Origin of the sequence: Mesorhizobium sp. M0923 (assembly GCF_040319365.1) — a bacterium.
In the GTDB taxonomy this organism is placed as follows: domain Bacteria; phylum Pseudomonadota; class Alphaproteobacteria; order Rhizobiales; family Rhizobiaceae; genus Mesorhizobium.
Genome location: NZ_JAMYNW010000020.1, coordinates 90,707 through 109,425 on the forward strand (window position 1 = coordinate 90,707; position 18,719 = coordinate 109,425).

At 59.7% G+C, this 18,719-nt stretch carries 17 protein-coding genes and 2 pseudogenes; 6 read left to right on the forward strand and 13 right to left on the reverse strand.

What is annotated here, in order from left to right; translation table 11 throughout:
• Positions 1-9 precede the first annotated feature (9 nt).
• From NKH89_RS27545 to NKH89_RS27555, 3 genes and pseudogenes are all read right to left on the reverse strand, one after another.
• Positions 10-804 carry a recombinase zinc ribbon domain-containing protein gene (locus NKH89_RS27545; RefSeq protein ID WP_352515820.1) on the reverse strand — a complete coding sequence of 265 codons (795 nt, stop codon included), beginning with the start codon at positions 802-804 and terminating at the stop codon, positions 10-12.
• Between the two features lie 27 nt (positions 805-831).
• Positions 832-1,683: pseudogene (locus NKH89_RS27550) on the reverse strand (recombinase family protein); the annotation flags it as partial.
• Between the two features lie 24 nt (positions 1,684-1,707).
• Positions 1,708-1,863 (reverse strand): hypothetical protein, encoded by a 156-nt coding sequence (locus NKH89_RS27555; protein WP_156948310.1) that lies wholly within the window; start codon positions 1,861-1,863, stop codon positions 1,708-1,710.
• Between the two features lie 117 nt (positions 1,864-1,980).
• Here NKH89_RS27555 and NKH89_RS27560 point away from each other — a divergent pair, with 117 nt between their 5' ends.
• Together NKH89_RS27560 and NKH89_RS27565 are read left to right on the forward strand one after the other, a co-directional pair.
• Complete coding sequence (locus NKH89_RS27560) at positions 1,981-2,556, forward strand: putative toxin-antitoxin system toxin component, PIN family (RefSeq protein ID WP_156948314.1); 576 nt, start codon at positions 1,981-1,983, stop codon at positions 2,554-2,556.
• Positions 2,553-2,804: a hypothetical protein gene (locus tag NKH89_RS27565; RefSeq protein WP_023722511.1), complete on the forward strand. Its 252-nt coding sequence runs from the start codon at positions 2,553-2,555 to the stop codon at positions 2,802-2,804. Before NKH89_RS27560 ends, NKH89_RS27565 begins: the two co-directional genes overlap by 4 nt.
• Before the next feature lie 82 nt (positions 2,805-2,886).
• Here the strand turns inward: NKH89_RS27565 and NKH89_RS35875 are convergent, their stop codons facing one another.
• The gene (locus tag NKH89_RS35875; protein ID WP_023722512.1) at positions 2,887-3,315 is read right to left on the reverse strand and encodes a Y4oE-related protein; all 429 of its coding nucleotides are present in this window, start codon (positions 3,313-3,315) and stop codon (positions 2,887-2,889) included.
• Between the two features lie 111 nt (positions 3,316-3,426).
• Entirely contained in the window at positions 3,427-3,933 is a 507-nt protein-coding gene (locus tag NKH89_RS27570; RefSeq protein WP_023722513.1) for a hypothetical protein, read from the reverse strand.
• A 21-nt stretch (positions 3,934-3,954) separates the two neighbouring features.
• Here NKH89_RS27570 and NKH89_RS27575 point away from each other — a divergent pair.
• Positions 3,955-4,190 (forward strand): annotated as a pseudogene (locus NKH89_RS27575) (helix-turn-helix domain-containing protein).
• 340 nt (positions 4,191-4,530) lie between these two features.
• Here NKH89_RS27575 and NKH89_RS27580 read toward each other — a convergent pair.
• Positions 4,531-5,247: a pentapeptide repeat-containing protein gene (locus NKH89_RS27580; protein ID WP_352547711.1), complete on the reverse strand. Its 717-nt coding sequence runs from the start codon at positions 5,245-5,247 to the stop codon at positions 4,531-4,533.
• Between the two features lie 985 nt (positions 5,248-6,232).
• Between NKH89_RS27580 and NKH89_RS27585 the strand changes: the two genes are divergently transcribed.
• The 3 genes from NKH89_RS27585 (at position 6,233) to tnpC (ending at position 8,642) form a co-directional block, all read left to right on the forward strand.
• Entirely contained in the window at positions 6,233-6,484 is a 252-nt protein-coding gene (locus tag NKH89_RS27585; RefSeq protein ID WP_023722956.1) for a DUF982 domain-containing protein, read from the forward strand.
• A 96-nt stretch (positions 6,485-6,580) separates the two neighbouring features.
• Positions 6,581-6,925: an IS66 family insertion sequence element accessory protein TnpB gene (gene tnpB, locus NKH89_RS27590; RefSeq protein ID WP_023722957.1), complete on the forward strand. Its 345-nt coding sequence runs from the start codon at positions 6,581-6,583 to the stop codon at positions 6,923-6,925.
• Positions 6,926-7,001: 76 nt separating this feature from the next.
• A complete protein-coding gene (gene tnpC / locus NKH89_RS27595) occupies positions 7,002-8,642 on the forward strand; it encodes an IS66 family transposase (protein ID WP_352547709.1) in 1,641 nt (546 codons plus the stop codon).
• A gap of 916 nt (positions 8,643-9,558) precedes the next feature.
• Here tnpC and NKH89_RS27600 read toward each other — a convergent pair.
• The 7 genes from NKH89_RS27600 to NKH89_RS27630 are packed head-to-tail and all read right to left on the reverse strand — an operon-like array spanning position 9,559 to position 18,223.
• A complete protein-coding gene (locus NKH89_RS27600; protein WP_031195385.1) occupies positions 9,559-10,554 on the reverse strand; it encodes a response regulator in 996 nt (331 codons plus the stop codon).
• 11 nt (positions 10,555-10,565) lie between these two features.
• Complete coding sequence (locus NKH89_RS27605; RefSeq protein ID WP_352469269.1) at positions 10,566-11,588, reverse strand: chemotaxis response regulator protein-glutamate methylesterase; 1,023 nt, start codon at positions 11,586-11,588, stop codon at positions 10,566-10,568.
• 22 nt (positions 11,589-11,610) lie between these two features.
• Positions 11,611-13,890, reverse strand: coding sequence for a hybrid sensor histidine kinase/response regulator (locus NKH89_RS27610; protein ID WP_023722961.1), 2,280 nt, complete (start codon positions 13,888-13,890; stop codon positions 11,611-11,613).
• A complete protein-coding gene (locus NKH89_RS27615) occupies positions 13,887-14,606 on the reverse strand; it encodes a chemotaxis protein CheW (RefSeq protein WP_051409790.1) in 720 nt (239 codons plus the stop codon). The genes NKH89_RS27610 and NKH89_RS27615 overlap by 4 nt, the downstream gene beginning before the upstream one ends.
• Complete coding sequence (locus NKH89_RS27620; RefSeq protein ID WP_023722963.1) at positions 14,603-15,856, reverse strand: CheR family methyltransferase; 1,254 nt, start codon at positions 15,854-15,856, stop codon at positions 14,603-14,605. The genes NKH89_RS27615 and NKH89_RS27620 overlap by 4 nt, the downstream gene beginning before the upstream one ends.
• On the reverse strand, positions 15,853-16,317 hold the full coding sequence (locus tag NKH89_RS27625; RefSeq protein WP_023680840.1) for a chemotaxis protein CheW: 465 nt from the start codon (positions 16,315-16,317) through the stop codon (positions 15,853-15,855). Before NKH89_RS27625 ends, NKH89_RS27620 begins: the two co-directional genes overlap by 4 nt.
• A 7-nt stretch (positions 16,318-16,324) precedes the next feature.
• Positions 16,325-18,223 (reverse strand): methyl-accepting chemotaxis protein, encoded by a 1,899-nt coding sequence (locus NKH89_RS27630; RefSeq protein ID WP_352516342.1) that lies wholly within the window; start codon positions 18,221-18,223, stop codon positions 16,325-16,327.
• Positions 18,224-18,719: the final 496 nt, after the last annotated feature.

The following is an 18,719-nucleotide window of genomic DNA, read 5'->3' on the forward strand; positions in this document are numbered from 1 at the left end:
AGGCCGCAATTAGGATAGCGCGCCTCGCTCAGCCGCAGCAGCGAAATTGTAACTGGGAGTTCGATGAGTGTGGGGAAGGCGGTAGCGCTCTCCCGCTACCATCACTGCAGCGCTAGGCGCTGTTCCTGGTTTACGATTTGGCAGGTTGAGAAGCTCCGCCAGCGCACCGCGAACTTTCAGCTCAACCTGTCCCCTACCCTCCGTCGGAATGATCTCGATCCCCGTGACCAGTGAGCGGATGATCCTCGCCGCCTGGTGCCGCTCACACTCGTCGGATTGCAACGCGTCCTGGAGCTCGGATACTTGCCGACGGTAAACCGTTACCGCAGCCGGATGAAACTCCGCAATGCTTTCCGCGGCCGCCATCGCCTGTAGCTCTCGGGCTAGATTCTCCTTTTCGCGCTCGAGGTCCAGTAGCTTCGATTTCATGCTGGTCGTCGCGACACCGTCAGCGATAGCATCGACGACGTTAGCGATCTGCCTGTCGATGCCGGCATGCCGCCTTTCGACTTCCCTTTGCCGCTCGCGGTTCATGGCGTTCAGTCGCTTATGCTCAGCATGATATTCAGCAAGGAAGCCCGCAATGGCATCTGGCGCCAGCAAGCGCCGCTGGATGCCTTCCAGCACACGCTTCTCAAGCTCGCCAACACGGATCGTTCTGTTATTGGTACAAGTGCCTTTCTCACGGTGCGCGGCACAAGCAAGCTGGTTCCTGTTCTTCACCGTATAGGAAGCGCCACAGCAGCCGCACCGCACGAGCCCCGAGAACATGTGCTTCGGCCGTCGGCGGTGATGGAGTTTCATGCCTCCATAAAGCTTCTTGCGGGCTTGCACTGCATCCCATAGCTCATCGTCGATGATACGCAGATGCGGCACTTCAACGACCTGCCAGGTTTCCGGCAGATTCGGCCGCGAGATGCGCTTCCCAGTCTCGGGATCCTTGCGCATTTGAAGACGATTGAAGACGAGCAGCCCGATTTAGGCTTCGTTGTAGAGAAAGCCGCTTCTCCGCTTGAGATTGCCATTGATGGTCGAGGCGCCCCACGCACCCCCAAAGGGTGATGGGATACCTTCCCTGTTGAGGCCTGCAGCTATCGTACGCGCCGATTGACCAGCCGCGAATTCCCGAAAAATCCGACGCACGACCTCGGCTTGATCCTCATCGATCTCGCGCAGACGGCGGATCGGTTCGCCGCGTTCATCGAGTTTTTTGACCACGCGATAGCCGTAAGAGAGGCCGCCGGCGTTGTAGCCGTTCAATATGCGGCCGCTTTGGCCCCGCCTGATCTTGGCGGCTAGGTCGCGCAGGAACAACGCGTTCATCGTTCCTTTCAGGCCCACGTGCAGTTCGTCCACGGCGCCCTCAGAGAGAGTGACGATCCTGACACCGGCAAAGCGCAGTCGCTTAAAGAGGCCGGCTACGTCCTCCTGGTCGCGTGACAAGCGATCGAGTGCCTCGGCTAGAACGATCTCAAATTGCCCGCTTTGAGCATCGGCGAGAAGCCGCTGGATGTCTGGTCGACGGATGACGCTTGAGCCGGATATCGCGGCATCGACATAGGTTTCAACGACAGTCCACCTCTCCCTGGCCGCGAGCTCTCGGCAAAGCCGCAGCTGATCCTCGATAGAGGCTTCGCGCTGGTTGTCGGATGAGTAACGAGCATACAGCGCGACACGGGTCATGAACCGCTCCTCTTCCTCTCTTTGTTAATGGCCGCCGCCGTCCCCACCCTCCCCTTCTGACGGTGTTTTTTCAAGAGGATGAACTTTGTTGTCGTTGGCCCCCTGCAATTCCTCGAAATGCTCCCGAGCAACCCGCCGACCCAACAAACGGGCGATCGACAGGACGGCTCGTTCAGCCATGTCTCGTGCCGACATCTCAGCCCTGTAGTCATGGCTTGCGCTGTCGCTCCCAGGTTTGGCCTCGTCCACCATGGCATGCCCGCTCTTCTGTGTAGATCAAGGGCATTGAGCGGCGTGATGATCAGCAAGACAAGTTCAGTTGCGGCGCGGTCGTACGGTGGCGTGCAAATACTTGCGCGCTGCGATTTGGGAATTCCGAAACCAAGCCAAACTGCCAAAGCTCGAGCCTCTTGCAATATCGCACGCAATATCCAATATGCTTGCGTGAGACTGCTTCTCGATACGGCGACCATGGTGGCGGCGATCCGAAGCGATGCCGGCGCTTCGCGCCAACTGTTGGTGGCAGCTTTGGAGCGCCGGCTGACGCTGATCGCTTCGGTGCCGTTGATGATCGAGTACCAGGCGGTCATGACAAGGCCTGAGCACCTTGAGGCTTCCTGCCTGTCGGCTGGGGATGTGAACGCGTTGCTCGATGCGGTGGCGGCCGTCGCCGAGCCGGTTCGCCTTGTCTTCCTTTGGCGACCCGCCGTTCGCGACCCGGACGACGACATGGTGCTGGAAGCTGCGGTAAACGGACTGGCGGATGCTATAGTGACGTTCAACCTACGCGACTTCGGCAAAGTGGCCGAGCGCTTCGGTATCTTGGTCCTGTCGCCGGGCGAGGCGCTGAGACGATTGGAGAGAAAGACATGAGGAGAAGCAATTTCGCACTGCGGCTTCAGCTCTCGCTTCTGGATGAGGCGCGCAAGGTGGCGGAGAGCGAAGGCGTGCCGCTCAACCAGTTCATTAACGTGGCAGTCGCTGAGAAGCTTTCGGCGCTGCGCACGGAAAGTTACTTTCAGGAACGCGCTGCCCGTGCCGACCTTCCCAAGGCGCTGCATATCCTGAAACGGGCCGGCAAAGGGAAGGCGCCGATCAAGGGCGACGAATTGCCGGAGTAATGTACCCCGAGGGGTAGAGCGGTACGGCTCGTACCGGAGTTTTGCCTGCGTCCAAAGCGGCCGCCGGGCCGAAGACTGCCGGTCAAGGCTGGCGCAGCACGCGCCACAGCGATGCGGCTCTGGCCTTGACGGGCTGACTTCGGTCCGGCGTTCTCTCGACAAGCGGGCAGTTCTCTTGCCGGACATAATCTCCCCATCTATCGGGAAGAGTCTGGACGAGCCTTGCCGGACGCTGCTTCCGCCACGGCATTGGGCGAACCCGCTTGAAGAGGGCGAATACCCGAAACCAGAATCGATACTCCTGTGTCCGCCCGTCGCAATACGCCGACACGGCGCACCAGGCGATTGCGGTTGCGGCTGGCTTTCCCCACAGGGCTGTCGCTGCCTCTGCAGCTTCAGGCACGGTCCATTTCTGCACGGCGGCATCGCGGTTGAAGGCATCCAGCAGATCGGGATCGCTCACCGCCGGATGGTGAGATGCCGCAAGAGTGCTCTGCGCTGGCAATTCCATGGCGGTTGAAGGGTGACGTGAGGCAGACGCTTCGCCGCAAGTTGAGGGGTTCTCGGCTGACGCCGGAAGTTGGGTTGGATGGGCTTCATAGCTCGCCTCCTTCTTCGTCTTTCAGGCGCGGAAACAGCAGCCAGCCCGCCGCTTGCCGAGCTTGCGACGCTGCTCGCCGCGAATGAACTGTTCCGGCATCGTCTGCTCGGCGATGAGCACCAGATCGCTGAGCGCCGAGCGGATTTGCGGCCAGGGGAACACGGAGCATTCCTCCCAGGCTTCGCCCTCGCGCAACACGGCATCGAGCTTGCCCGCCACACCGGCGAGAGTCGTAGCGGGGGTCGTTGAGAACGCTTCCAGCAGATCCTGTGCCCGGTCGCCAGCCTCGCACTCGGCCTTGAGCGCGGCGGTGTAACCAGCCTCCTCGGCAGCTGCATCCCAGCGAGCCTGATGTGCCGCAAAATCAGCTTCGGCCTTCTCGCGGAGAGCTGCCATATCCGGCCCCTCGCCGAGCACTTCATTGAGCGCCTCGATCGAGTGGACCGCCACGTCCTCACCCTCGGGCACGCAGACGGTCGCACAAGGAAAGCCGACGCCGATATTGAAAAAGCGGCTATGGATCAACAAGAATCGTATCACGGTTACGAAATGAATGCAGTTCAGTGCAAAATGGCACGTGTCGCGTTGGGCTGGGGAACTCGAGAGTTAGCCCTAAACGCAAACGTATTTCCCGATACCATCGCGCGGTTGGAAAGAGGCGAACAGCTAAAGAATTCAACCCTCGCCGAAATTCGTGCAGTCTTCGAAGCGTCCGGGATCGAATTCATTCCAGAGAAGGTGGCGGCGCTGGTGTTCGCTTGTCACAGCGTTCCGCTGGCGCATGACAATCGGCTTTTTTGAGCCGCCGCACATGTGCGGCTAGCGGCCCAAATGGGCGCTTCAGCGCCAACAGGCGAACCAACACGTACGTCCGCAATGGGCCTGATCCCGGACCTTCGCACCGAGCTCTCACATGTCCGCTCGCGTGCTGGGTACCCTAGCGGCGGACGGTCTGCTCGGCCCCATTTCTGCCGCCTCGGACCGCGTGGGTAGTGGGAGAAATACGGCCCGATTCCATTCATCCGCTCCCGGCTGTCGCAAAAGTTGTATAGCGCAAACGATGACATAGGGGTTCTCAGTTTCATCCTGTCGGGCGCAGCATTGCCGCAGTTCGCTTGCCGACAACTATTCCTGCTGGAATTGACAGGGCCAATCTTCAGGCCTCGTCAAGCCAGAAGGCAACTCGGTCCGGGCGTCTCCGCAAGCCATGTTGAGCTGCCACTGGGACAGACCCACCGAATTGGAAAGGTCGACGCCCTCGATACGGGTCAGAAAGAAAAAGGCGCGGTCAAAGTCTATCGGCGCGGTGAACGTCGCTCCCCGGAAGTCCGCCCGTGCGAGATTGGCAAACGAGAAGCGGCTGCCGCTGATATCGGCGTCATGGAACTGGGCACGCCCCAATTCTGCCTTTGTGAAATCAACATTGGTCAGATTGGCGCCCTGGAAATTCGAGCGCTGTATTTCTGCGCTCGCAAACACAGCGCCCTGCGCGTCCATACGGCTGAAGTCGGTCCTGTAGGCCTCGATTCTGTCGAACCGGGCGCCTTTGGCGGTCGAGTCGGCCAGGGAAGCACGCACAAGCGTTGCCTTCTCAAGATTTGCCGCAAGGAGATTGCTGTTCCTGAGGTCGGTCGAAGTGAAATCAACACCGAACAGGTTCGCCCCGCTCAGGTCCTGTCCTTCTAGGATGAGAAGCTTCTTGTCACACTCGTGCCAATTGACGCCAGGCGTCGCGGCTGCGTCGCAATTTTGAGCGGCAGTGGCGTTCTGCCAAGCAAACACAGTGCAAACCGCTAGAACCAAGCCGGACGCGCCGTGAGCTCTGGTTCGTCTCAAAGTCATTGTTGCTGGACCTCTGCCACTCGCCGACACTCAACCTTACCACATCTGCTGACACTCGAGCCACGGTGACCACCGCCGTCACAGTTGGCGCATTTCTCATATTCAAGCTTTGATGTTAATCAACCGATCAACCCGCGCGTAGGGCGCGATTTGCGAGCGCCTCCCCATATCATCGGCGGTCCAGCAGAGATTCATTTGTCACAGGCCAGGCGCTTCATTCCGCAGGTATGCTTGACTAAGCCGAGGAGAGCGGTCGTTCAGGATGGCGCGGTCGCGTGCCAAGATTGGCCTCCGCTCTGGACGTTTGTCTCGCTAATGAGGAGCCTGCTCGGGTGCTGATCGCCACCGCCGGCGTCCGCTGCCGACAAGCGTGAATCCGCTTGGTTCCGCACCGGTCGGTACTTCCCGACGGCGAGGTTGACCCGGCACGGGGTGCTCGTCGCGTATCCTGATTCCGCTGTCGCATGAACCCCACGACTTCGCTTAGCGAGGCCGAAGTTGATCTCTGCCATCTACCAGGTCCAACCATCGACCCCGCATATTTGTGTCGTAAGCTGACGTGCCGCGAATACCCGTTTTCGGTAGGCGGGCTTTATGGCGGGCGCCCAACCTATTCTTGTATTTTTATTGATCTAAACAATGACTTATGGCGGTGAGGGAGGATTCGAACTCCGCGCTTGGAAGAGCGTCCTTCTCGTCCTCACCGTGCAGGCCGGTTACTCTGGGCGGCAGAGTGCCCTTCCGCGCTTCGTTTCCGATATCAGCGCCGGCAACTGACCAAGGCATAGCGGGCTCGTAACGATAAGGACGGTTCTCGCCATTTGAGGACCGCAACGGGTTGGCGAGTCTAGTCTGAGCGATCAAGCCCGCGCTCTGGACGAGGTCCCATCCTCACAGAATGTTCGCCCACCGGGCCAAACGTGACGCAACGGAACGGATGGTTCACCCGTAAGGTCTTGGGGAGATTGCGAAAGGAGACCAGCATATGACCTGCGAACGAGACGTCGGCACGTTCGAAGAGCCCGTGACCGTTTTGCTGTCCTCGGGCAAAGTCAGTGTTTCGAGCACCCGCGAAGCCGCCGAAATGCTGCTTTACCGCTGGCCCATTGGAGAAACCGGGCGCCGCATCCAGGCTCGCATGGCGTGCATGAAGGTGCTCGGCGGCGGCAGCGCACCGGAGGTAGCGCGCGTGGCATTTCTCAACGCCGCCAAGGAAGCGAAAATCCTGACTGCTTGACATCTCGTCAACGCGTGCCCCACCACTGTCCATCGTGCATCACTCTTGCAGCGGCCATTACATTTGTGCAAACATCGTGCGTCGATCTCGCAAGGCATGATCGCTTCCGGTGTGGTGGTTTACGTGTCGTGCCAGCCGGTCGACTTCCGCAAGGGCGCGGCAGCTTTGATGGCGCTGGTCAGGGATGGTGGCCTGGACCCGTTCTCGGGGGCGCTTCACGTATTCCGTTCGAAGCGTGCGGACCGGGTTCGCATCGTGTGGTGGGACGGCAGCGGGGTTTGTCTTTATTCGAAGACTCTGGAAGATCACAGCTTCTGCTGGTCTGCGATATCGGCCGCGCGCATGCGTCTCGACCACGCCCAGCTGATGGCGCTTCTGGCCGGGTTAGACTGGAAAAAGATCCGTCCGGCCAGGATCAGGCGGCCGTTATCGACGGGCTGAAACCGGCCTGCGGCAAGATGAATCATGCGGCTGGAACGGTTGGGAAAGCGGCTGTTTTTGTGCTTTGCTGCCTGCCATGGTTCTACCGGGTCTTGCCCTTCCCGACGACGTTGATGCGCTGAAGGCGATGATCCTTTCCATGGCTCGCGAGCAGGCTGCGAGCGAGGCCCGGATCGTAGTCGCCGAAGCTCGGATCGCAGCCTCCGAGGCGGAGGTCGCCCGGCTGAAGGCCGTCGAGAAGAGCGCCAACGAGCGGATTGCCAATCTCACGTCGATCCTGAAGGTTTTGCAGCGCACGCAACATGGCACGCGTTCCGAGCGGCTACGCCTGGCCATCGACGACGAGCAGGCCTCCTTTGCCTTCGAAGAGGTCGAGACCGGCCTTTCTGCGATCCGCAGCGAACTCGATCACGCAGTCAAGGGCAAGCCAAAGCGCGCAGCGCGTCCACGCAAGGGTTTTGCAGCTCATCTCGAACGCATCGAGGAAGTTATCGAGCCGGAAATCCCGGGCGACTGCGAGGGGCTGGAAAAGGTTCTGATCCGCGAGGATCGATCCGAGCGGTTGGACGTCGTGCCGCCGAAGTTCCGGGTCATCGTCACGCGCCGTCCCAAATACGCTTTCCGGGGCCGTGACGGCGTGGTCCAGGCTCTGGCGTCGGCGCACATCGTTGAAAGCGGCCTGCCGACGGAGCGGCTGCTCGCCTATATCGCCGTGTCGAAATACGCCGACGGCCTTCCGCTTTACCGGCAGGAGACGATCTATCTGCGCGATGGCGTTGAACTCAGCCGGTCGTTGATGGCGCAGTGGATGGGGCACCTGGGCTTCGAGTTGCAGATGCTCGCCGATTACATCCTTGAGCGCGTCAAGGAGGGCGAAAGGGTCTTCGCCGACGAGACGACCTTGCCCACCCTTGCCCCCGGAGCGGGGAAAACCACGAAAGCCTGGCTATGGGCCTACGCACGGGATGATCGACCCTATGGCGGAACCAGTCCGCCAATGGTTGCCTATCGTTTTGAAGACAGCAGAGGCGCGGATTGCGTGGCGCGCCACCTCGCCGGATTCAGCGGCATCCTGCAAGTGGATGGCTACTCGGCCTATACCAACCTGGTCAAGGCACGGGCCAAAGCCGGCAGCAATGAAACAATCCGGCTCGCCGGCTGCTGGGCTCACCTGCGGCGCAAATTCTACGACCTGCACATCAGCGGGATCTCGCAGGCCGCGACGGATTCGATCATCGCCATGACCGAATTGTGGAAGGTCGAGGACGAGGTTCGCGGCAAGGATGCCGGAAGCCGCGCCGCGCTCCGTCAGGAAAAGTCCGTGGCCATTGTCGCGAGCCTCTTCGATCTATGGGAAGCGGAACTGGGCAAGGTCTCCGGAAAATCCAAGACCGCCGAGGCGATCCGCTACGCGCTCACCCGGCGGGAGGCGCTGGAACGCTTTCTGATGGACGGTCGCATCGAAATCGACTCCAATATCGTCGAGCGTGCAATCAGGCCCCAGACGATCACGCGAAAGAATAGTCTATTCGCCGGCGGCCAAGGCGGTGGACGAACCTGGGCTACGGTAGCCACCTTGCTGCAATCCTGCAAAATGAACAGCGTCGATCCGCTCGACTGGCTCTCCCAGACCTTGACCCGCATCGCTCAAGGCTGGCCGGCATCCGAGATCGAAATGCTCATGCCTTGGAACTTTAGGCCTGACGTTATCGGCTGACCGCTTACGCGCGATCAGCCTATCACGTACGATTTGGCTTTGCAGGCGATGCGGCTGGCCCGCGGCTGCTGACTAGAAGCGATCGGCCGAACCAAAGAAGAGGCGCTCCCTTGTTTCGCGCCGTATCCCCATCTAGCCTGCACTATTGTCAGTTGAGGTGACGGGTATGAAACAGAATCAGGTTGGCATTCAGCGATCATTCGCAAGCAACGCATTGGCCATCGGGCTTTTGATATCGAGCATATCTCTGGCAGGGTGCACTACAGTCTCAAATAGCGGTGCGGATGGTCGACGCCGCCGTCCGGCACCTATACGGATATTGTCGTTGTGACGGTCACCTTTTGAGATAGGCGCATGGAGCCGGCGCTTGCTGGGGATTGCCCAGGCCCGGCACGATGCTCCGCCCGACCCCCTACTCGTGCCGGGCACACTCCTCCGGCTCGTTAGTCACTGCTCTCAAGCGGCTCCCCTATCTCGAAGACGCTCCCGCGTGCTGAGCAGGCGGTTGATCAATTGACAAGCAGCGTGTGATCGTAAGGTTTCGCCAGCAGTGGTCCTCCATCGCACCAGCCTCCCGCATCGGCTGCGGCGTCCGATACCCTGACGTGAGGATCACCTTCACGCAAGGAGATCGGTGGGCGTATCCGGGCGGGCGCGTTGCGCAAGTCTATTTCGCGCCAAAAGGGGCGAGGGATGTCCTAGATTAGACTGGACCAGCCGCATAAGCGTCGGAGGCGTACCCGTCGAAAACGAACTCGTGTTTGAGGTTCCGGTCCGCGGAACAGCAGTTATCCAGAAATGGAACTGACTTTGAACTGTTTCGCTTGCCCGGTTGACAATCGAGGGGTCCCGTTCGGCGATCACCAAGCCTTTAAACTGCACGAGCTGTAAGCCCGTCCGTAAAGCACCCTTACCTTTAGTCGTAATACACGACACGGTCCCGTCCTTCCGACTTGGCGCGGAAGAGCGCCAGATCGGCCGCCTTGATGAGGTCATTTGGCGTGTGGTTCTCATCAGGCACCATGGTTGCAACACCGACGCTGATTGTCACCCGCTCAGAACCGTGTGGAATGCTCAAGGCTCGCACGCTCTGCACGAGCCGCTCGGCCATAGCGCCCGACTGCGCCTGCAAAATATCGACCACCACCACGACGAACTCTTCGCCGCCGTAGCGCGCCGCGAGATCGGTCGAGCGGTTGCAACTGCTTTGGATTACACTGGCGACCTGCTTCAGCACCTCGTCGCCTGCCATGTGGCCATAGGTGTCGTTGTAGCGCTTGAAGTGATCGGCATCGATCATAAACAACGACAGCGGGCTCTTCGTGCGGACCGCGCGCTTCCATTCCGCCGCGAGATATTCATCGAAGTAGCGCCGGTTTCCCAGACCTGTGAGACCGTCAATCCGTGTGAGACGTTCCAGCTCGAGATTCGCGCGCATTAATTGCCGCTGGCTTTCTCGCAGGGCCCTGTATGCCTCCTCTCGCTGAACGTGGTCAAGATAGGCCCGGGAGTGATAACGGACACGAGCGACCAACTCGATACGGTCCGGCAGTTTGACCAAATAGTCGTTCGCTCCGGCCTCGAATGCCTCGCCCTTGATGGCCGGATCTTCTTTACTTGACAGCACGATGACGGGGACAGAATGCGTCGAGGAATTCTTTCGGTATTGCCGTACCAAGTCCAGCCCATCAACGCCCGGCATGACAAGATCCTGCAGGATGACCGTTGGCTTCACTTCGTCGGCAACTGTAGTCGCTTTGAGCGGATCGGTGCAGAAGTGGAAATCTATGTCCGGCTGGTTTGCGAGCGCGCGCCGGACCGCTTCACAGATCATTATCTGGTCGTCCACCAGCAGAACCATTGACGAGTAATTGTCTGCCAGGGGTGAGACGAGATTGGATTTGCCCGTCATAGAATAACCTTTCAGCAAGATGGGCCGCACGCCTCGATTAGGCGCGGGGCGATTGAGTCAAGCGGTAGGATCTCGACAGCGGCACCGATGGCAGCGGCGGCTTTGGGCATCCCATAGACCGCACTCGACGCGCTGTCTTGAGCGATTGTCAAATGCCCTTTGTCGCGTAGCAGCTTGAGCCCTTGGGCACCATCTCTACCCATGCCCGTGAGCAAGACACCGATCACGACACCCGGCCACCACTGCGCGGCGCTCTCAAGGAATACATCTACGGAGGGACGGTAGACGTTGTCGTGCGGCTTCGGGGTATAGCCGAGCTTGTGGGCTGACTTGAAGACGAGATGATCAGCCGTGGCCGCAATTAGAACGGTGCCGGCCTCGGGCTCATCTCCTTCGCGTGCCGGACGGATTGGAAGTGCCGCATGCTGGCCGAGCCAGTTTGCAAAACCGGGTACGAACTGCGCATCGAGATGCTGTACGAGAACTATTGCGGCCGTGAAATTGCTCGGAAATGCGCCGAGGATCGCGGCAACAGCTGCGGGCCCGCCCGCAGACGCGCCGATGGCAATAAGGTGCTGTGCCGATGACACAGACGGGGGCAATGTCCGTGTGCCCCAATTTGAAGACGGCGCATCACGTACGAGTTTGCTGATCGTCGTTATCTTCTTGATGAGAAGCTGTGCGGACCGTCCGGACCCCGGGCCGTCAGAGCCGATCGAGGGGATGTCGACCGCGTCAAGCGCGCCATACCCCATTGCTTCATAGACACCAGGAATGTTGGCCTCAATGCTCGCCGTGACCAGCAGAATCAGGCATGGCGTCTTCGCCATGATCCTGCGCGTAGCCTCGACGCCATCCATTTCCGGCATCACCAGGTCCATGAGGATCAGGTCCGGGAGGTCTCGTTGGCAGGCCTCTACTGCCTCACGCCCGTTAACGGCGATCCAGGCCACCTGATGTTCCGGGGTTGATACAACCAATCGCCGCAGAAGCTCGACCGCAAGAGGCATATCGTTGACGATAGCGATCCTCATTGATGGATACACACGCTGCGCCTCATTCTGTCGCCTGGCCGATCAGGTCGACGACTGCATGGAGCAGTGTCTCGTCGTGGAAACTCCCTTTAGTCAGGTAGTAGTCCGCGCCGGCGTCCAGACCTCGCCTGCGATCGTCTTCGCGATCTTTGTACGACACGATCATGATCGGGGTGTTCCCGAGCCGGCTGTCCTTCTTCATCAAGGTCACCAGTTCGATGCCGTCCATGCGCGGCATATCAACATCGGTGATAACAAGATCGAATGGTTCAGACCGTATGGCGTTCCATCCATCCATACCATCAATCGCCACCTCGACCTCATAGCCGTTATTGTCCAGCAGCTTGCGTTCGAGCTCACGTACCGTCAAAGAATCGTCGACCACCAGAACGCGCTTGCGCCGCCTAAGATCGGGGCTGGTAGTACCACGCCGCAAGGTGCGTAGGCCGCCGGATGACGCGAGCTTGTCTACTGATCGGATCAGATCGTCGACATCAACGATAAGCACGGGCGAACCATCTTCCATCAACGCCGCCGCGCTGATGTCCTTGACCTTGGCAAAGCGAGGATCTAGCGGCCGGACCACCAACTCGCGCTCGCCCAGGAAGCGGTCGACAATCAACCCGTGGGTTTCACCGTGATCACCATTAATCAGAACGACTGAAAGTTCATCGGCGTCTGCTTGCGGCTCAGCGCGGTCAAGAACCTCGTGCGCGGTGACTAGTCCGATCTGTCGATCCTCGAAGCGGAAATGCGGCCGGCCTTCGAGCAGTTCGATGCGCGTGCGCGGCAACTTTATCGTGCTGGCGATGCCTGCGAGCGGGAAGGCGTATGGCTCTCCGTCAATGTCGACGAGCAGCGTGCGGAGCACCGACAAGGTCAACGGCAGCTGTAGTTGAAATCGGGTTCCGAAGCCGAACTCTGAGGAGACGGTTGCGAGGCCTCGGACCTGCTTGGTCATCGCCTGTACGGCATCGAGCCCCACGCCGCGTCCGGAGATGTTGCTAACCGTCGCTTTCATCGAAAAGCCTGGCAGAAACAGAAATTCGAGCAATTCCGCTTCGGCAAGTCTGCCGACGGTCTCCTCTGTCGTCAGGCCGCGCGCCACGACCGTCTCGCGCAGCTTGTTCAGATCGATTCCCCTTCCGTCGTCCGCGACGATTATCTGCAGCAGGCCCGCATTGTGCCGTGCTTCGAGCCTGATGACACCTTCTTCAGATTTGCCGGCTGCTATACGTTCGTCGGTCGTTTCGAGCCCATGGTCGACAGCATTGCGGAGGAGATGGCCGAGTGGTGCCTCGAGTTGGTCCAGGATGTCGCGATCGATGCCAGTTGAGCCCCCGACGATGTCTAACCGCACGTTCTTCCCCAAGGTTCGGCCAAGGTCGCGCACCGTCCTTGAGTAGTGCCGGACGCCATCCTCGAAGGGGCGCATGCGACTCGCCAGCGTTTCGTCATAGAGTCGGTTCGCAAGGTCAGTGGCTCTGCGGTCAATCGAGTCCAATTCGTCAAGGCGCTCTGCGAGGAACGTCTGGCTCAGCCGAAGTTTTTGCAGCGCCTCTGCCAGTGCTTGCACCGCCCGATCGTCCTTAGGAATCTCGGCCAGTGCGTCGCCTAGCACGTCGAAGGCAATGGCCAGATCCGACTGAATCCGTTTCAGTCGAAGTAGGCCGCCCGTAAACGGCCTGAGGCGACGAGCCTCCATCAGGGACTCACCGGCAAGCCCTAGTAAGCGGTTTAGACTATCGGCCGTTACCCGCACCATACGGTCGGAACCGACGCCGCCATAAGGTTGAAGAAGTGGTTCCGATCGAGCGAGGACGCTCGTCTCCTTCGCCGAAGAGGCCCACGGCGCCTCCTGCGGGGCAGCATTTGAGCCGGCGAGCTCCGTCTCTGATGCTGTCGATGGGGAGGATGCCTGCTCAAGCGCCAGCAGAAAACCGGCTATTTCCAGTTTGGCGCTCTCATCGGCCGAGGCAGGCTCACTCGCTATGGATCCGAGGAGATCGACGCCTTTCAAAAGTGTATCGATGTGCTCGCGACTCAGGCTGAGACGCCCCCGCTGTGCGGCGACCAGGCACTCTTCCATCGCGTGCGCAACTTCCACCGCCGGCGTCAGATCGACGATCCGGGCCGCCCCCTTCAGCGAATGGGCAGCCCGCATGCAAGCGTCGAGACTCTGGGCGGACACGGGATCGCGTTCGAGCGCTAGCAGACCGGACGTCAGGGCCTGCGACTGCGTCTCCAATTCGGCCCGAAAGAGGTCGAGCATCGAAAATTGGCTGTAGTCCGCGCCGCTCATGCGATAGCTCGATCGAGCATGGCCAGCAGCAGCGCCTCGTCCAGACAACCGACCGCGCCCCTTCGCCACGAGACCATGGCTGCCGTCATGGTCGAGGACGCCTTGCCAACGGTAGCAGGCAAGGCAAGCTTGTCGCTCTGTTTGAATCGATAAATGCCGTGCATTTCGTCCACAGCAAAAGCAACGCGCTTGTCGCTGTTGCCGACGACGATAAGACGCGGAAATGCCTTGGTCCGCGTGTCCTGTACCCGCGTTTTGCGGTCGTCTACTCCGAGCAGTTTGGCCAACGAAATGCAAACCAGCAATTCGCCTCGAACATTGACAATGCCGAGAACCGCACTGTTCCTGCGGTGTGGCAGCGAATGAATGCTACGCAGCTCGGCCACTTCTTGGAAGCAGCCAACCGGAAGCGCCAGCCATTCCTCGCCGAGACGAAAGACAACGACCGTCTGAAATGCACTGCTCTCGGCATTCCCGACTGCTTCATCGGTCCTTGCCTGGGCAAAATGTCGGGCCCACTCGTCCCGATAGCCGGGCGGCAGCGGACGGTTCAGGAGGTTCCGTGCGATTTCCTTATAGGTCGGGCAGTTCCGGCAGTGGAGATGTTGCTCCAGTTCAGGGCACGATCTGTCACCACGAACGCCTATTTGCCGCCAGCAGTCGCCGATGGCAATGTCCGGCACCGATGATGCGCTACCGGGCTCAGCTGACGTCAAGTGCCGCTCCTTTTCCCAATCCGACCGAGCCGCCCGGTGAGTGCCTCGGCACCGGCGATGTCACCCTGCTTGCGAAGCAGCAGCGCAAGATGCGCGAGGGCTTCTTGATGGCGGGGTTCGAGATAGAGGGCCTTGCGATAGTTCTGGATCGCCTCGGAACGCGCATCTTCTGCATCCTGAGCTAGCCCGAGCAGATAGAAGATTTCCGGCGAAGGACCGTATTCCCCGAGATGCGTCAGCGCGAGTTCCTTTGCTTCCGCAACTCGTCCGGCATTGGCGGTGCGTTCTACAGAAGCGAGGCTTTGGGCCGCCCGCTCGGAAGGGTGGAAGGAGCGCTCCACTTTCGCTGCATTACTGGAGGCCGGCCGGATCGGGCTCAGCACTTTGCTGACGTCAGAGATAGGAGCAGGGGTGGCCGGACCGAAGCGCGACTTGGAGGGGGCAACCGTCCGGGGCGCCTTAGCCGGCTCCACGTTCGTGAACGCAAATGCCATCGGTAATCGCGCTGAAGCAAAGCCGTGCAGAATCGGAAGGCCTGATTCCGCTGGACCGACGAGCAGCAGGCCATCTGGCGCGAGGAGGGTCTTCAGACAAACCAGCGCGCGGTCTTGCAGGTTTCGGTTGAAATAGATCAGCAGGTTGCGGCAAAAAATAATGTCGTACGGTGCCGGCCCATACGAGGCCGCAGGATCAAACAGGTTGCCAAGCCTGAACCGGACTTGCTTCAGGACCCGCACCTCAGGCCGTAGTCCGCCTTCGGCCGCTTCGAGATAGCGCCCTCTGAATTCGAGAAAATCGCCGCGAAATGAGTTGCGCCCGTAGACCGCGCGCTCCGCGGCCGCGAGATTGCCCGTGCTCACGTCGACTGCGTCAATCTTGAAATCCTGTGCTCCGAAACCAGCATCGAACATGGCCATCGCCATCGAATAGGGCTCTTCGCCTGTCGAACATGGTAGGCTCAAGAGCATTATGGGTTGACCCGGCCGCATGCGCGCCCGTGCATGACGCGTCATTGCAGTGAAAGCTTCACGATCTCGGAAGAACCATGTCTCCGGTACGACAACCGCGTTGATCAGTTCCTGGAGCTCGGATGGGGAGCCAGCCAGCAACTGCCAATAATCTTGAAGCCCGCTGATCCGGCAGGCTGACATCCGCTCCCGGAGCGCGTGACGGATCACCGACAGACCGACAGTGCCGCTGTCCAGTCCAATCTTTTCCCTCAATAGCTGTTCGACCGCACCAAACATCATGAACTCATCGCGACCTGACGGAACAACGTTTTGCGAATGTCGTCCGATAGCAGCGCTTCGGCCCTGACCCACTGGACAAGTCCTCTATCGTCGGACGCCACGGGGCCCAAGTAGGGCGGAGTTCCCGCCTCCATCCCGGACGGCGCGAAGTCAGAAGGATCCCGCTCGAGCATATCGGTCGCTCGTTCAGCAACAAGCGCAAGCAGGTGGTTCTCACCATCCTTGGTTGGATAGCGTATCAGAACGATTCGTGTGCTCAGCACCAGCGCCGAGGGGCGGCCAAGCGCAAGCAGGCTGAGATCGATCATGGGAACGGGTAAGCCCCGGCAGTTGATTAGGCCTACTACGCCGTTCGGCGCGCCCGGCAGCGTTCTCACGCCAATGTAAGGCAGGACCTCTTCAACCTGCTCCATGTCCAGCACATACCGGTCGCCACCTATACAGAACCCGAGGAATAGCATAGTCGTCCTAGCTCGCAGGCACCTCTCGTAGCGCCCGCAGTTTGAAACGGGAAATGCTGCTGCGTAACCCGCCCGAAACCTGATTGAGTTCGTCGATCGCGAGCGTGGATTGCTGGAGGGATTCAACCGTTTGCTGAGCGGCTTCGCTCAATTGTATCAGCGTCTCACTGATCTGCGCTGCGCCCGTTGCCTGGGCCTGCATTCCTTCATTGGCGACTTCGAAGCGTGGCACCAAGCCCTGGACCTGCTGAATAATCTCGTAGAGTTGGCCGCCGACCTGCTGCACATCTTGCATGCCACGTCGGACCTCCTCGGAGAATTTGTCCATGCCCATGACGCCGGCTGCGACGGCGGATTGAATTTCCTTGACCATCTGCTCGATGTCGTATGTCGAGACGGCGGTTTGGTCGGCAAGCCGCCGGATCTCCGTTGCCACGACCGCAAAGCCTCGCCCATATTGGCCCGCCTTTTCAGCCTCGATTGCGGCGTTTAGCGAAAGAAGGTTGGTCTGGTCGGCAACCTTGGTGATCGTGGTCACCACCTGATTGATATTGCCGGCCTTCTCGCTCAGGATCGCAAGTTTGGAATTAATCGCGGTGGCGGCTTCCATGACGTGCTGCATGGTTGCCTCCATGCGTGCCAGCCCTGCTTGTCCGCCGGTGGCGAGCGTGGCGGTTTGCTCGGCGACCGCAGAAACTTCGCTCATCGTTCGTACGAGCTCATTGGAGGTTGCCGAGATTTCCTTCGCGGTCGCTCGGATTTCGGTCGTAGTGGCCGCGATCTCATTTGCGGTTGCCTGCTGTTCCTTTGAGGTGGCGGCCACCTCGGTTATCGATGTGTTGACTTGAATGCTGGATTTCTGAACCTGGCCTATCAGCGTGGTGAGATCATCGGCCATGGTGTTGAAGCCCTCAGCCAGCGTGTCAAACTCGTCCTTGCGCTTCAAATCGAGGCGCCCGCTGAAGTCGCCCAGGCGCATTACACGGACGAGATCGACCAATCGGCCAAGCGGGACACTAACGGCACGGAATAGAAGATAGCCGCACAAAAGGGCCAAACCGAGTGCTACGAGGAACCCGGCAATCAGGCCCAACTTCGCTGTGCGGACGATCGAACCTATCTTTTGGGTCGAGCTGTTTGCCTCTCCTCTATGGTCCTCGACCATGGCTTGCAGAGCCGATTGCAATTTCCGAAAGATCGGCTCCACATTGTTCTTGATGGCCGGGCGCTCGTTGGGGATCTCTCCCTTCGCCAACGCGGCACGACTGGCATCCAGTACGGCGGCTTCGGCTTGGCGGAATTGATCGGCGAGGTCCTTGACGACAGCGTAGTTCTGCTTGTCCAAATCGGACTCAATGGTCTCTTCATACTCGTCCATCGACCGTTGCAGGGCGTCGCGGTTCGCCTTGATGGTAGTCTCGAAAGCCCGCTTGTCGGCAGGATTGTCCTGAAGAGCATATTCCTGGAGAAGACTATGGGCATCCATCTGTCCCATCATGATCTGGGTGCTGTGATAGAGGTCCGGAAGAGTTTCCTTTTCCACGCTGGTCGCTTCTTGCTCCGTCTGGAGAAACCAAACGTATGTAATGATGGCCATAACCGACATGACAACCAGAACGGCCGCGAAACTGGCGAGTATGCGGCGGCGTATCGTCAAGCTGTTCATCGGGCTCAGTTCCGCCAGGGCGCTAATTGATTTGTTGGCACGACTAGCCCAGCACCGCGTTGCGACTATGCCGAACAGGCGAGATTCATTCGAATCGCGGAATCTAATATTGGAAACGTTTCTTTTCCGTTCACGTCGCGCCCACAAGCCGCCTGCGAACGGCATGTACGCGTCCAAACCAATGGCCGATCGCATCGGCCGCAACTGGAAAGTATCTCCCACATCGAGCGTGGCAACCAACTCCCCTCCATTGAAACGCTCGTGAGTCGCGCGTGTTCTCAGCGACGGATTGCTTCGAAGGCCTGGCAAGGGGGCGCGCTGTTTCGCGCGAGAGCGCACATAGCTCGAGGTGGAACTCCTGGAAGCGCCGTGCAATTGGCGCCTAGGGTTGTCAAAGTGGAGCGCGTGCAGGTGAGGCCTGCTTGCCGTGCACGCTTTGCGCTGGCGCAAATCTGATTTCATTTGTCGCGGCTATGGCCGTTAGCCTACCCACGAGGGCGAAACACTCGCAAAGTCAATCATCGAGACTGGAAACGCTAACCCGATACGCGACTGGCGCCGCCGGTTGAAGAGAGGGCCAGCGACCAGCAGCGTGCTCGCCGAGTGCGGCCGCGGGAACTTGTGCCGGCCGCGCCAAGGAGCGGATATATCAAATGGAGCGCAATTCTTAGCCATTCCTTCATCCATCTTTCGTTAAATACCCCATGGAAATGGGGCGCCCCATATCGAGGCGGTT